Annotated in this window: 14 protein-coding genes and 1 tRNA gene; all 15 read right to left on the bottom strand. The window is 49.7% G+C overall.

The window, feature by feature from the left end; translation table 11 throughout:
- On the bottom strand, positions 1–85 hold an 85-nt coding region (locus tag SGI97_00075; GenBank protein ID MDZ4722299.1), incomplete at its 3' end, for a GTP-binding protein.
- Between the two features lie 13 nt (positions 86–98).
- Positions 99–2,183, bottom strand: coding sequence for an elongation factor G (fusA, locus tag SGI97_00070; GenBank protein ID MDZ4722298.1), 2,085 nt, complete (start codon positions 2,181–2,183; stop codon positions 99–101).
- A gap of 208 nt (positions 2,184–2,391) precedes the next feature.
- Positions 2,392–2,862 (bottom strand): 30S ribosomal protein S7, encoded by a 471-nt coding sequence (rpsG, locus tag SGI97_00065; protein ID MDZ4722297.1) that lies wholly within the window; start codon positions 2,860–2,862, stop codon positions 2,392–2,394.
- Between the two features lie 15 nt (positions 2,863–2,877).
- Positions 2,878–3,252, bottom strand: coding sequence for a 30S ribosomal protein S12 (gene rpsL, locus SGI97_00060; protein MDZ4722296.1), 375 nt, complete (start codon positions 3,250–3,252; stop codon positions 2,878–2,880).
- A gap of 71 nt (positions 3,253–3,323) precedes the next feature.
- Complete coding sequence (gene rpoC / locus SGI97_00055; GenBank protein ID MDZ4722295.1) at positions 3,324–7,421, bottom strand: DNA-directed RNA polymerase subunit beta'; 4,098 nt, start codon at positions 7,419–7,421, stop codon at positions 3,324–3,326.
- A gap of 64 nt (positions 7,422–7,485) precedes the next feature.
- A complete protein-coding gene (gene rpoB, locus SGI97_00050) occupies positions 7,486–11,262 on the bottom strand; it encodes a DNA-directed RNA polymerase subunit beta (protein MDZ4722294.1) in 3,777 nt (1,258 codons plus the stop codon).
- Positions 11,263–11,528: 266 nt separating this feature from the next.
- Positions 11,529–11,918, bottom strand: coding sequence for a 50S ribosomal protein L7/L12 (gene rplL, locus SGI97_00045; protein MDZ4722293.1), 390 nt, complete (start codon positions 11,916–11,918; stop codon positions 11,529–11,531).
- Between the two features lie 134 nt (positions 11,919–12,052).
- Complete coding sequence (gene rplJ / locus SGI97_00040) at positions 12,053–12,577, bottom strand: 50S ribosomal protein L10 (protein MDZ4722292.1); 525 nt, start codon at positions 12,575–12,577, stop codon at positions 12,053–12,055.
- A 15-nt stretch (positions 12,578–12,592) separates the two neighbouring features.
- The gene (gene rplA / locus SGI97_00035) at positions 12,593–13,297 is read right to left on the bottom strand and encodes a 50S ribosomal protein L1 (GenBank protein ID MDZ4722291.1); all 705 of its coding nucleotides are present in this window, start codon (positions 13,295–13,297) and stop codon (positions 12,593–12,595) included.
- Positions 13,298–13,362: 65 nt separating this feature from the next.
- Positions 13,363–13,785 (bottom strand): 50S ribosomal protein L11, encoded by a 423-nt coding sequence (gene rplK / locus SGI97_00030; GenBank protein MDZ4722290.1) that lies wholly within the window; start codon positions 13,783–13,785, stop codon positions 13,363–13,365.
- 47 nt (positions 13,786–13,832) lie between these two features.
- Complete coding sequence (nusG, locus tag SGI97_00025; GenBank protein ID MDZ4722289.1) at positions 13,833–14,375, bottom strand: transcription termination/antitermination protein NusG; 543 nt, start codon at positions 14,373–14,375, stop codon at positions 13,833–13,835.
- 7 nt (positions 14,376–14,382) lie between these two features.
- Positions 14,383–14,580, bottom strand: coding sequence for a preprotein translocase subunit SecE (secE, locus tag SGI97_00020; protein MDZ4722288.1), 198 nt, complete (start codon positions 14,578–14,580; stop codon positions 14,383–14,385).
- Between the two features lie 24 nt (positions 14,581–14,604).
- Positions 14,605–14,677 (bottom strand) — tRNA-Trp (locus SGI97_00015).
- A 13-nt stretch (positions 14,678–14,690) separates the two neighbouring features.
- A complete protein-coding gene (gene rpmG / locus SGI97_00010; protein ID MDZ4722287.1) occupies positions 14,691–14,843 on the bottom strand; it encodes a 50S ribosomal protein L33 in 153 nt (50 codons plus the stop codon).
- A 30-nt stretch (positions 14,844–14,873) separates the two neighbouring features.
- Positions 14,874–14,968, bottom strand: a 95-nt coding sequence (locus tag SGI97_00005; protein ID MDZ4722286.1) for a hypothetical protein, incomplete at its 5' end; no start/stop codon positions are given.

Genomic DNA, 14,968 nt, shown 5'->3' with positions numbered 1-14,968 from the left:
TCAGGGTCGTCTTGCCATGATCAACATGGCCAATCGTTCCTACATTCACATGCGGCTTATTCCGCTCAAACTTCTGCTTTGCCATACGTCTATTCCCTCTACGATTGCGCTACTTTCTCTAACATTTTTTTTGACACTTCATTCGGTACAGGGGCGTATTTGGAGAATTCCATGCTGAAAACAGCGCGACCCTGGGAGATATTACGAAGCGTATTTGCATATCCAAACATTTCCGACAGCGGAACGCTGACGGCGATAACGGTCACATTCTCACGAGGAACCATTCCGTTAATTTTACCGCGGCGTGAATTCAAATCACCGACAACCGAGCCCATATAGGCTTCGGGGACGACAACTTCGACATCCATGATAGGTTCAAGAATCTGCGGTCCGGCTTTTTTGGCGCCGTCTTGGAATGCCATCGAACCGGCAATTTTGAATGCCATTTCACTTGAGTCAACTTCGTGGTATGAACCATCGTAGATTTCACAGTGAATTCCGGTGAGCGGGTATCCGGCAAGTATGCCATTGAGCATTGCCTCTTTGACGCCCTTCTCAATCGGAGCGATATATTCGCGAGGGATTTTACCTCCGATAACTTTATTTTCAAATTCGAAATCAGTGCCGTCGGTTGTCGGACGGAGTCGCATGTAGACATGTCCAAATTGTCCCTTACCACCGCTCTGACGGACAAATTTGCCTTCACAGTCAACCGCTTTGGTAATAGACTCTTTGTAGGCGACTGACGGACGGCCGATAGAGGCGATGACTCCGAACTCACGCATGAGCCGGTCGGTCAAAATCTCAAGGTGCAATTCGCCCATTCCGGCAATAATCGTTTGTCCGGTTTCATCATCCTGTTTGACGATGAACGTCGGGTCTTCCTCGGCAAGTTTGATAAGGCCGTCAGTCAACTTATCCTGGTCAGCTTTTGTTTTCGGTTCAATCGATACACGAACAACTGGTTCAGGGAAGGACATACGTTCAAGCACAATCGGATGCTTGGGATCGCAGAGTGTATCACCAGTCGTAGTCTTGCGGAGTCCGATAACAGCGACAATATCGCCCGCGGAAGCGGATTTAATATCTTCGCGCTTGTTGGCATGCATACGAAGCAGGCGTGCGACGCGCTCTTTGGTGTCCGATGTCGGATTGAGAACATACGAACCGGCTTCAATTGTGCCTGAATAAATTCGGACAAAAGTGAGACGGCCAACAAACGGGTCGGTCATAATTTTGAATGCCAGCGCAGAAATCGGGGCATCGGGAGTAGGTTTGCGCTCGACAGTCTTTTCGGTACTGTCAACTTCATGTCCCATTATCGGGGGTTTATCAAGCGGCGAGGGAAGAAAATCAATAACCGCGTCGAGCAACTGCTGGACGCCTTTATTCTTAAATGAGGATCCGCACAGGACCGGTACCATTTTCGCGGCGCATGTTGCGGCGCGCACAGCAGCCATGACTTTGTCGGGATCAAGCGGCTTGTCGTGCAGGAATTGCTCAAGCAGATGGTCGTCGAAATCAGCAACGGCTTCGAGCAATCTTTCACGGTACCCGTTGGTCATGGCAAGCATGTCATCGGGTACGGGAAGGTCATCCCAGGTTGTGCCATGCGAATCCTCGTGGAATACCCTGAATTTCATAGTGAGCAAATTGATGATTCCGCTGAAAAATTCCCCATCGCCAGCCGGAATGTTTACCGGTACGCAGTTTGACCCAAGCCGCTCATTCATCTGTTTGAGGGCATTGGCGAAACTCGCGCCGGTGCGATCCATCTTATTTATATAGGCAATTCTTGGAACTCCGTATTTATCGGCCTGACGCCACACGGTCTCAGACTGCGGTTCGACACCGCCCACCGCGCAAAACAACGCAACTGCGCCATCGAGGACACGAAGCGATCGCTCGACTTCGACGGTAAAGTCAACGTGACCGGGCGTATCGATAATATTAATCGTATTATCGCGCCAGAAACAAGTCGTTGCGGCGGAGGTAATCGTGATTCCGCGCTCTTTCTCCTGTTCCATCCAGTCCATAGTGGCTGCGCCATCGTGGACCTCGCCAATCTTATGGCTTTTGCCGGTATAGAAGAGGATGCGCTCGGTCGTGGTGGTCTTGCCCGCATCGATGTGGGCCATGATACCGATATTTCTAATTTTCTTTAAATTTGTTGGAGAAGACATAAAAAATCCCTGGTTAATACTCACTTCCAGATTGACGCTTAGTGATAGGGAAGCGACGACTGGATGGTTAGCATAACAGGGCTAAAATCGACAGTTCAATCAGCTTCGCTTAAACTACATACGGTGTGGCGCGCATATAATTTCCTTGGTTTGCTACAGTACAGACTCGGTCGTAAACGAACAACTCTTCAACACAGTACAGGTACACCTACCACTTGAAGTGCGCGAAGGCCTTGTTGGCCTCAGCCATCTTGTGAGTATCCTCCTTTTTCTTAATTGAGGCACCTTCGTTATTCGAGGCTGCCAATAGTTCTCCAGCCAGGCGTTCCGCCATGGATTTTTCGTTGCGACCTTTGGCGTAACCAATAACCCAGCGGATCGCAAGAGCGGTTCTTCGGTCCTGACGTACTTCGACAGGCACCTGGTATGTTGCGCCGCCGACGCGGCGAGATTTTACTTCGACAACTGGCTTGATATTATTTATCGCCTTGTGGAAAACGTCTGCGGCGTTCTGGCCCGACTTTTTCTCCATTGTTTCAAGCGCGTCATAGATAATACCTTCAGCCGTGGAACGCTTGCCGCGTTTCATCAGACAAGACACAAACTGGGTGACCAGCCTGTCGTCGTATTTATAATCGGGCGCGGTTTCGCGATGTCCCGCTGATATTCGTCTTGGCATACTTCAACTACCTGCTTACGATTTCGGTTTCTTCGCGCCGTATTTCGAACGGCTCCGTTTTCGTTCTGTCACACCCGAGGTGTCCATTGTACCGCGGATGATGTGGTATCGTACTCCGGGGAGATCTTTGACACGACCGCCTCGGATGAGAACGATTGAGTGCTCCTGCAGATTGTGACCTTCGCCAGGAATGTAGGCGGTCACTTCGATCTGATTTGTCAACCGTACACGAGCGACTTTGCGAAGAGCCGAGTTCGGTTTTTTTGGAGTCGATGTGTAAACGCGAGTACAGACCCCGCGTTTCTGGGGCGATTGATTCATAGCCGGAGTTTTTGTCTTGCTCAGTATCTTCTCGCGACCTTTGCGAATCAATTGATTTATTGTCGGCACTCAATCTCCCAGTATTATTCAATCAAAATTCTAAAAAACAGATTCGCAATGTATCGTTCCAGCTATCCATGTCAAGCGTTTTCTTTATAATTATCTGCAACAACCACTTCGGCCCCACTTTCAGGCCATTCTTCCTTTGGCGGCGCAGTGTCATCGACGACTGTGGTTAGTCGATACTTCTCGATTCCGGTGCCAGCAGGAATTAAATGCCCGATAATGACATTCTCTTTCAGGCCAAGCAGATAGTCCACTTTTCCTGAAATGGCCGCTTCAGTAAGCACACGAGTTGTCTCCTGAAAGGAAGCCGCCGAGATAAAGCTCTCAGTTGAAAGCGAGGCGCGGGTAATACCAAGCAATAACGAATTGGAGGTCGCTGGCTCGCCGCCTTCAGCGATAACTCTGGCGTTTTCTTCAGTAAACTTGGCCTTGTCGGCTTTTTCGCCTTCGAGGAAGTTGGTGTCTCCGACGGTTTCCACTTGGACCTTCTGAAGCATTTGTCGCACAATAATTTCGATGTGCTTGTCGTTTATCTTCACACCCTGTAGACGATACACTTCCTGGATTTCGTTGACCAGATGCGACTGGGCTTCGTAGACACCCTGAATCCGCAAAATATCATGCGGATCGATTGAGCCTTCGCACAGCCGGTCACCGGAGCGGACAAAATCGCCATTGTGGACCATGAGATGCTTGCCGTGAGGAACAAGGTATTCCTTGGTTTCATCCTGATCCCCTTTGACAATAATCTGCTGTTGGCCACGGACAATCTTGCCGAATTCGACTTCACCGTCGATTTCTGAAATAACCGCCGGGTCATGCGGACGACGAGCTTCGAAGAGTTCTGCCACACGAGGCAGACCACCAGTGATATCGCGGGACTTTGCTATCAAACGTGGTTTCTTAACGAGAATATCGCCGGCTTTGACATCAGCGCCATCCTGGAGCTGAAGCTGGGCATCGGTTGGGATACGATGGCTCTCCGCGATTTTCCCCTGAGGGGTCATAATCAGGATTGTCGGGAAAAGTGTCTTGTCACGATGCTCGATAATCTTTTGCTGAATCAAACCAGTCTGATCGTCGATTTCCTCACGATAGGTAACGTCTCTGACGATATCTTTGTACTGAATTTTCCCACTGAATTTGGATACGATCGTGCCGGTATAAGGATCCCACTCAAAGATAATCTCCCCTTTGGCAATTTCATTTCCGTCTTTGACAAGCAAGTGAGCGCCGTACGGAAGTTTCGGTCCAGTGCGTTCACGTCCTTTATTGTCGACAAAGACAAACTTGCCAACTCCGTCGCGGCTGACAACCACATGGGTACCGTCTTCACGGTCGACCAGTTCGGTATCAACGAGGCGAATAGTTCCGTCGTATTTCGCTTTTACCTGTGACTGCTCGGCAATACGAGCGGCCGTACCGCCGATGTGGAAGGTCCGAAGCGTAAGCTGAGTGCCGGGTTCGCCGATAGACTGCGCGGCGATGACACCGACGGCTTCGCCAATATCCGTCATGTTCATTGTCGCCAAGTTACGGCCATAACATTTTGCGCATACGCCAAAACGGGATTCGCAGGTGAGCACCGACCGGATACGGAGACCTTCGATACCAGCGTCATCGATGGCAACGGACTCTGCCTCTTTTATCTCCTGGCCAGCGGCAACAATTAATTTATCAGAGATCGGATCATAGACATCGTCCAAAGCCACACGGCCCAGGATACGGTCGCGAAGTGATTCGATGACTTCTTCACCTTCTTTGAGGGCTGAAACATCGAGTCCTAAAATTGTATGACAATCGATTTGGCGGATAATAACATCCTGAGCGACATCGACAAGACGACGGGTCAAGTATCCCGCATCGGCCGTCTTGAGAGCGGTGTCAGCAAGACCCTTTCGAGCGCCGTGAGTGGAAATAAAATATTCCTGCACTGTCAGGCCCTCACGGAAGTTGGAAAGAACCGGAGTCTCGATAATTTCGCCGATACCGCCAGTGATTTTTTTCTGCGGTTTTGCCATCAATCCGCGCATTCCGGCCAACTGGCGGATCTGCTCTTTTGAGCCTCTCGCGCCGGAATCGGCCATCATATAGATGGGATTAAAACCCTGTTTTTGGGCAGCGAGATTGTTAAACATTGCCTCGGCCACTTCACTTGTCGTGCGGGTCCAGGTATCAATAACCTGGTTATATCGCTCGCCATTAGTAATGACTCCTCGCTCGTACCGCTTCTGAATCTTAGTGATTTCCTTTTTGGCAGTCTCGATGAGAACATTTTTCTCTTCGGGAACGACAAGGTCTTCAATTGAAACCGTTACACCCGCTTTTGTAGCGAATTCGAATCCGGTGTTTTTCAAACGGTCAAGGAACGATATGGCCGCGCTTTGGCCGTAAATCCAATAAGCTTTTAAGACCAGTTCCTCAAGTTTGCCCTTGGAGGCAACTTCATTGAAATACGCTGTTCCTTTTGGCAGAATGTTATTGAAGATAACTCTTCCTGCGGTTGTATTCTGGAGCTGGCCGTCGTAGCGGACGGTAATCGGCGAATGCAAAGCCAACCTTCCGGCATTTAGGGCTGCGACAACTTCGTCTATGCTGAAGAAACTCATCCCTTCGCCCAGTCCGCCTTTGCGCAGTTTGGTCAGGTAATAGCATCCAAGCACAATATCCTGTGAAGGAATTGTGATAGGCCGTCCCGATGACGGGACGAGAATATTGTTGGTGGCAAGCATGAGCAAACGGGCTTCAAGCTGGGCTTCAAATGATAAGGGGACATGAACTGCCATCTGATCGCCGTCAAAGTCGGCGTTGAATGCCGCGCAGACAAGCGGATGCAGTCGAATAGCTTTTCCTTCAACAAGCACCGGGTAAAAGGCCTGAATACCGAGACGGTGAAGGGTAGGAGCACGATTAAGCATAACCGGATGATCTTCGATAATCTCTTCAAGAATATCCCAGACTTCCGGACGCTCTTTCTCAACGAGCTTTTTGGCAGATTTGACAGTTTGCACATAGCCCTTTTCTTCGAGCTTCATGATGATGAAGGGTTTGAAGAGTTCAAGGGCCATATTTTTCGGCAGACCGCACTGGTGTAATTTTAATTCAGGTCCAACAACGATAACCGAACGGCCCGAGTAATCGACACGCTTTCCGAGGAGGTTCTGGCGGAAGCGTCCCTGTTTCCCTTTAAGCAAATCAGAAAGCGATTTTAACGGGCGTTTGGAATCACCGCGTACGGAATGGGTGCGGCGTCCGTTGTCAAAGAGCGCATCGACGGCTTCCTGGAGCATTCTCTTTTCGTTGCGGAGAATGACTTCCGGAGCCTGAATATCAATAAGTTTTTTCAGACGATTGTTGCGGTTGATGACGCGTCTATACAGATCGTTCAGATCAGATGTCGCAAACCGACCGCCTTCGAGAGGCACGAGCGGACGAAGATCCGGAGGGATTACTGGAATGACGTTCATAATCATCCACTCCGGCCGGTTATTCGACTGACGGAATGATTCGAAGATGCGAAGGCGCTTGAGGGTATCTTTTTTTCGCTGAGCAGAGGTTTCGACTTTGATTTGGGCGCGAAGGGTCGCGACCATTTCATCGATATCAATATTCTTGAGAAGCTCACGAACTGCATCGGCTCCCATACGGGCATCGAACTGTTTGCCAGCCCCCTCAAGCTCATTGAAATCCTCTTCGGTAACAACATCTCCCTTTTCATAGGATGAGTTGCCCGGATCGATCATAATGTACGATTCATAATAGAGAATCTTTTCGAGTTCGCGGATGGATAGATCGAGCATATGCCCAATACGCGAGGGGAGTGATTTGAAATACCAGATATGCGAAACCGGAACGGCAAGTTCAATATGACCCATACGTTCGCGGCGCACTTTGGATTGCGTCACTTCAACACCGCATCGGTCGCAGACAATACCGCGAAAGCGGATACGTTTATATTTTCCACAGTTACATTCCCAGTCTTTGACCGGTCCAAATGTTCTTTCACAAAAAAGACCGTCACGTTCAGGTTTGAACGAACGATAATTAATCGTTTCGGGTTTTGTTACTTCGCCATAGGACCAGGAGAGAATAACCTCAGGTGAGGCAATCTGAATCTGAATCGCTGCGAAGTCAGACGGTTTTTTCTGCGGTGCGGGATTTTTGCCTAACACTTCGGCCACGGCTTACTCCTTCTTCCTCAGCCAACACGGGCTGTTTATGCCGTCCATATCCGGACTACTTTTCTATCAATCTAATATCAAGCCCCAACGCCTGCAATTCCTTCACAAGCACGTTGAAAGCCTCCGGATACCCGGGCTCTGGCGGATTCTCGCCTTTGACAATTGCCTCGTATACACGGCTGCGTCCGGTCACGTCGTCGGACTTGACGGTAAGCATTTCTTGCAATGTATAGGCCGCGCCATACGCCTCAAGGGCCCAGACTTCCATTTCTCCAAAGCGTTGGCCGCCGAACTGAGCTTTACCACCCAACGGTTGCTGGGTAACCAACGAGTATGGCCCGATGGAACGGGCGTGGATTTTATCGTCAACCAAATGCGCGAGTTTTAACATGTAAATGTATCCAACGGTAACCGGCTGATCAAAGGTGTCGCCGGTGCGGCCATCGATGAGAGTCATCTTGCCACTTTCCGGCAGATTGGCCTGACGGAGCCGCTCACGGATATCTTCAACCTTTGCGCCATCGAATACCGGTGTCGCGATCTCAATACCGAGTCGTTTGGCTGCCCATCCAAGATGGGTCTCAAGTATCTGCCCGATGTTCATACGTGAAGGTACGCCAAGCGGATTCAATATGACATCGACTGGTATGCCGTCTTCCATATGCGGCATATCTTCAATTGGAACAATCTTCGATACAACGCCTTTGTTACCGTGTCGACCCGCCATCTTATCACCGACAGAAATCTTACGGCGAATGGCAATGGTCACTTTAACCAACTGCTTGACACCGGGAGGAAGTTCCGCACCGCGCTGGATCTTATCGACTTCAATATCCATCTCGGCTTTTTTGGTGTTCAGAAGTAATGCGGACTCCGCGATAATAGCATCCACATGCTTATTGGTCGTGTCGTTCGCGCTAAATCCTTCAGGCGCAACAGAGTTTTCGAAATCAAAAGTCTCGAAGAATTCAGCTTTGTATTTATGGCCTGAGCGAACAACAACCGAATTGTCCACCGTAGAACGGACAATACGCGAAGTTTCCCCGTCGAGCAACTCACTCACACGGGCGTTGCGGAGATTGCTGATATCGAACAGTTTTTTATTGTAGGCTTTCTTAACCGAGGCAATATCTACCTTTTCCTGCTTCTTGGCATCCTCCGTGCGTTCTTTGCGCGAGAAGATACGAGTCTTGATGACTATCCCCTTCATTCCGGGTGAAGCCTTAAGCGAGGCATCGCGTACATCGCCGGCTTTTTCTCCGAAGATCGCGCGCAAAAGGCGCTCTTCTGGAGAAAGCTCGGTCTCCCCTTTCGGGGTAACCTTACCGACAAGAATATCACCAGCTTCGACATCGGCGCCAACCCGCACAATTCCCTGCTCGTCCAGATTCAGCAAAGCTTCTTCTGAGACGTTCGGGATTTCACGAGTTATTTCTTCGGCCCCGCGTTTAGTATCGCGAACCTGCAATTCATATTCTTCGATATGAATAGATGTAAAAATGTCCTCGTGTACCAGCCGCTCTGAAAGAATAATGGCATCTTCGTAGTTGTAACCTCTCCACGGCATAAACGCCACAAGCGAATTATGCCCAAGGGCAAGATCACCCCGGTCAACGGACGGACCATCAGCCAGCGTGTCGCCCTCTTTTACTTCGGAGCCCAAACTGACCGCAGGGCGGTAGTTGATACACGTGTCCTGGTTTGAACGGCGGTATTTGGTCAATCTATATTCGTCATCTTCGATATAACCGAGCTGTCCGGATTTGGGACGTGCGCTCGGTTTAATCACAATCCGCTCGGCATCGACATACACAACGGTTCCGGACCGACGGGCGCGCACAACGACCCCGGCATCAGCGGCAACTTTCTTTTCCATGCCCGTTCCCACGACAGGTGCTTCGGTGCGAAGGAGCGGTACTGCCTGGCGTTGCATGTTGGAACCCATGAGCGCGCGATTGGCGTCGTCATGCTCAAGGAACGGAATCAAGGCCGCAGCGACCGATACAATCTGACGCGGAGAGACATCCATATAGGAGACTTCGTCCGGCTTCATTAGCGGATAATCTGACCGACGGCGTGCGATAACATATTCATTCACAAACTTGCCATTCTTGTCGACCGGCTCGTCTGTCTGGGCGATATAGTAACGGTCTTCCTCATCTGCCGAGAGATATTGAATCTGGTCGGTGAGCTTACCATTGATAACTTTTCTGTACGGAGTTTCGAGAAATCCGTATTTGTTAATTCGCGCAAAAGTCGCCATCGAAGTAATAAGACCGATATTTGGACCTTCAGGTGTTTCAATCGGGCACATGCGGCCGTAGTGGGTATGGTGAACGTCGCGGACTTCAAATCCAGCGCGTTCACGAGTCAAACCGCCAGGGCCAAGAGCTGAGAGGCGGCGTTTGTGGGTCAATTCCGCAAGCGGATTGGTCTGATCCATGAACTGCGAAAGCTGCGATGATCCAAAAAAGCTTTCGACCACCGATGAGACTGTACGGGCATTCACCAGCAATTGCGGTGTGACATTTTCCTGATCTTTTAGCGAGAGTCGTTCACGAATTGTACGGGCAATTCGAGACAGCCCGACCGAGAATAAATTCGACAAAAGCTCGCCGACGGTTCGGCAGCGACGGTTGCCAAGATGATCGATATCATCAGTGAATCCGCTGGCATTGGCCAGCCCGATAAGATATTTTGTGATGGACAAAAAATCTTCGTTGTCAAATACTGTTTTTTCGAGCGGGACTTTAAGACCAAGTCTCTGATTTATCATATACCGGCCAACTTCGCCAAGGTCATAGCGCTTGCTATTGAAGAAAAGCTTTTCAAGAAGCGACTCGGCCATCTCAACTGTTGGTGATTCGCCCGGACGCATGAGCGTATAGAGCCGGACAAGCGCTTCCTCGCGGGATTTTGTCGGGTCTTTGCGAAGTGTATTAAGCACAACATGCGCTTCGCGTTTTTCTTTATCTGTCGGAGGAATGATGATGATAGACTTTACATCGGAAGCAAGCAGGGTGTCGGCCATATCTTCAGTGACTGGCTCGCCGACAGAATAAAGAACCTCTCCGGTGTCGCTGTCCATAATCGTTTCGGCCAGGAAAGAACCTTCGTAATCTTTGAATTTTTTACCCACCAGCGAATACTTGGCGGTCTTGTAGTATTGCTCGACAAGCTCTTCATCCGTTGAAAATCCGATGGCCCGCAAGAGCATGGTCATGGGCATCTTCCGCTTCGAGTCAATATAGACCCACATAATGTCATTTATATCCAGAGCAAATTCGACCCAGCTTCCGCGGTATGGAATAACTCGGGCTGAATAAAGCAGTTTGCCGTTCGGGTGGGTTTCTTCGTCAAAGAATACGCCGGGGCTTCGGTGGAGCTGGCTGACAATAACGCGCTCAGCTCCATTTATAATGAACGTTCCCCATTCGGTGATAATCGGAAGCTCACCGAGGTAAACATCCTGCTCGATAATATCTTTGACTTCCTTTTTGTCCCCTTCGCCTTGGCGGGCAATCAGTCGCATGGTCACTTTGAGGGGGGCGCCGAAACTCATATTTCGTTCGCGGCATTCGTCTATGCTATAGCGCGTCGGTCCGAGATGATACGAGACAAATTCGAGAGAATAATTCTCGTGAACGTCGGTAACCGGAAACACATCATTGAAGATCTGTTGTAAACCAGTACTGGTTCTTTTGTGCGGCGCAATTGTGGTTTGCAGGAACTCTTCGTAGGATGTCAATTGAACATCGAGAAGATTTGGCATCTCAATGGCATCAGCAATCGTTCCATAGCTCTGCCTCGTGATTCTACCGGACTGGGTCAAATTCTCACCCTCCAAGAAAGTGACAACACCCGAGCGGCTGAAATGCCGCACGGGCCGTTGCAATTTCTAACAATGGTTACCAAAATTGGCGATTCTGTCATCTGTTTCATTCATTTCCCCGCCTCATAGGGATCGGGGAACAACACTGCAGTCAATCAGCCAAACTCATTTTTTTCAAGAACAGGGAAATACTCGCTCTAGAATAGTCCTTCCGTACTGTAACCGACTGGGAACAACTCTGTTCCCAGCCATGATACAAACTTAACTTACTTGATTTCGACAGTCGCGCCAACTTCTATAAGCTTGGCCTTTGCGGCAGCCGCTTCATCTTTGGAAACACCCTCTTTGACTTTCGCCGGGGTGGCTTCCACGAGATCTTTGGCTTCCTTGAGTCCAAGACTGGTCAACTCGCGAACGACTTTAATAACCTGGATTTTCTTTTCGCCAGCGGCGGTCAGCAGAACGGTAAATTCTGTCTGCTCTTCAACAACAGCGGCTCCGGCGCCGCCTCCGCCCATCATACCAGGCATCATTGCCATTGGCGCGGCGGCTGTTACGCCGAACTTTTCTTGTATAGCCTTGGATAGATCGGCCAGATCCATCGCGGTAAGTCCCGCAATTTTGTCTACAATTTCACTTACTGCAGTGTTTGACACTCTGTTTACCTCACGTTATTAAAAGATAATGTTACTATATACTTATTCATCAAAGGCATCGTTTCAACCCAAAACGGAGAGACAATCCGCTTAGAAGCATGGGTCATTAATGCCGCCTCTGTCTCCAAAACGTCTTATGCCTGCCCTTTCTGTTTTTCAGCAAGAGCATCAATCGAACCGATGAGTTCTCTGAAGAATCCATCTATCGAACCGACCAATTGGCTGAACGGTGCCTCCACTGCGCCCAATACCCCGGCAAGGAGCACTTCGCGTGAAGGGAGGTCGGCCAGGCGTTTGATGTCGGCGGCGCTATGAACGTGGTCGTCGACAACAAATACTTTCATTCGCGGAAGTTCTTTATCCTTCGCAAAATCATTGAGAATCTTGGCCGCAATCGAAGCGTCATCACTGGAGAAAGCAATAGCCGTCGGTCCTTTGAAGAACTTCTCAAGATTTGGCTCGCCCGCTTCGCTGGCGGCGCGGAGAAAGAGGGTGTTTTTCGCCACAAGAAAATTTACACGGCTTTTGCGGAGCGTTTTCCGAAGCGTCGTAATATCGGCCACATTCAATCCTTGATAGTCGGTAATAAAATATGACGACGAATCTTCGAACATTTTCTTCATCTCGGCGACTGATTCAACTTTTTTTGCTGTAGGCATCTCTGATTTCCTCTTCTACTTTTTCGCCACACCTGCAGCATCTGAGCTATCAAGCCGGATACCGGGACCCATTGTTGATGTAATCGAGACGCTCAACAGATACGCCCCTTTGGCTGTTGCCGGTTTTGCGCGAACGACGGCATCGATAAATGCGCGTGCATTCTCGGCAATCTTGGTTTCTTCGAAAGAGAGCTTGCCGACAGCGGCGGCGATATTAGCCTGCTTGTCAACGCGAAATTCAATACGTCCGCCCTTGAGCTCTTTAATAGTCTTGGACAAATCCATTGTCACTGTACCTGTCTTGGGATTCGGCATCAGTCCGCGCGGACCGAGCACTTTACCAAGTTGGCCGACCACACGCATCATATCCGGCGTTGCAACTGCGACATCGAAATCCGTCCATCCGCCTTTAATCTTTTCGCCAAGGTCCTCAGCGCCCACAAAATCAGCTCCGGCTTCGGTCGCTTCGCGGGCCTTGTCAGCGGTAGCGAATACAGCCACACGCACCGATTTTCCGGTCCCGTTGGGAAGCGCTACTGTGCCGCGAACCATCTGGTCGGCATGTTTGGGATTTACTCCCAGCCTGAGCGAGATTTCGACCGATTCGTCGAACTTTGCGTAATGACCCTCTTTGAGGATCTTAACCGCTTCGGTGATCGAATATTTTTTCTGTCGATCAACCTTGCCCTGAAAAGCGGCTTGTTTCTTTGATTGTTTCATATTCCTCTCTTCTCCCCCGTTTCATCGCCGAAGCAACAATCGGGGTGCAAACGAATGATTGGTGCTTATCCTATTTCTATTCCCATCGAACGGGCCGTGCCCTCGACCATGCGGACTGCGGCTTCGACGGAAGCGGCATTGAGGTCATCCATTTTGCTTTCTGCAATCTGGCGAACCTGCTCGCGAGAGATACGACCGACTTTTTCTTTGTTGGGGATTTTCGATCCGCTCTTTATTTTTGCCGCCATTTTCAAAAGCGTCGACGCCGGCGGCGTCTTGGTAATAAATGAAAATGACTTATCCGAATAGACGGTGATGATGACCGGTGTCAGCATTCCGTTCCCACTTTGTGTTTTAGCGTTGAACGCCTTGCAGAACTCCATAATATTCACACCGCGCTGTCCAAGAGCCGGACCAACCGGCGGCGCAGGATTTGCCTGACCGGCCGGAATCTGCAGTTTCACATATGCCGTTATTTTCTTTGCCACTGTCTATCGCTCCACAAATTGTATCAATTTTTTGTTCAAAAAGGATTTTAGCCTTTGGTCTTTATCAGGTCAACCTGGAGGAAATCTAGTTCAACCGGAGTCGGCCGTCCAAATATCGAAACCATTACTTTCACTTTACGACGCTCGAGGTTGACTTCGCTCACAGAGCCTGAGAAATCCATGAAAGGCCCATCGTTGACCTTTACCGGATCGCCGGCCTGGAACGGGATGTCGGCAACTTCTTCTGTGCGTCCTTTATCTATCTGACCGACTATTCGCATGACTTCGGCCTCACGCAGAGGGGCTGGCTTTCCACCAGCGCCGACAAAATTTGTTATGCCGGGTGTGGAGATGACCAGGTTCTGAGTTTCCTTGGTCAAGTCCATCTCAATAATGATGTAACTGGGCAAAAACTTCTTGGTCGATGTCGACCGCTTGCCTTGCTTCATCTCCGTCACTTGCTCAGTCGGCACAATAATTTGGCCGAACTGATTCTGCATACCCTCATTGGCGACAGCAGACTCAAGATATAATTTTGCCTTCTGCTCATGACCGGCATAGGTATGAGCCACGTACCAGCGAAGTGACATCTGTGTTTTAGCCTCCAATGGTGCCACCGAAGATCGCTTTCATGGCAAGCACCAGAATGCGGTCGACAATGCCGATAAAAATCGCCACAACAAAAGAGACGACCACTACGACAATAGTTGAACCGACCAACTCGTCCTTGGAAGGCCAAGTCATCTTCTTCAGTTCGCCCATTGTCTCGTTCAGGTATAATTTTAGTTTATCCACGCTACCTTACCGCTATAAATTAAACAGGCCAGGAGGGACTCGAACCCCCAACATCCGGTTTTGGAGACCGGCGCTCTACCATTAGAGCTACTGGCCTCTCTAATCAATTTTTATCGGGTCTCCTTGTGAACCGTATGTTTGGTACAAAAGCGGCAGTACTTTTTGTACTCGACCCGTTCAGGGTGAAGCCGCTTGTTCTTATAGGTGTCATAGTTGCGCTGTTTGCAATCGCCACACGCTATTGTAATTCTATCACGAGGCATACATTCTCCACACGCTCACAAATACGTTCTTTATTCCAAAATATCGGCAATGACACCGGCGCCGACCGTGCGGCCGCCTTCTCTGATGGCAAAGCGAAGCTCTTTTTCCATCGCTATTGGAGTTA

The sequence above is a fragment of the Candidatus Zixiibacteriota bacterium genome, assembly GCA_034439475.1.
GTDB lineage: Bacteria > Zixibacteria > MSB-5A5 > GN15 > FEB-12 > JAWXAN01.
This window is presented reverse-complemented; position numbering and strand designations above follow the sequence as displayed.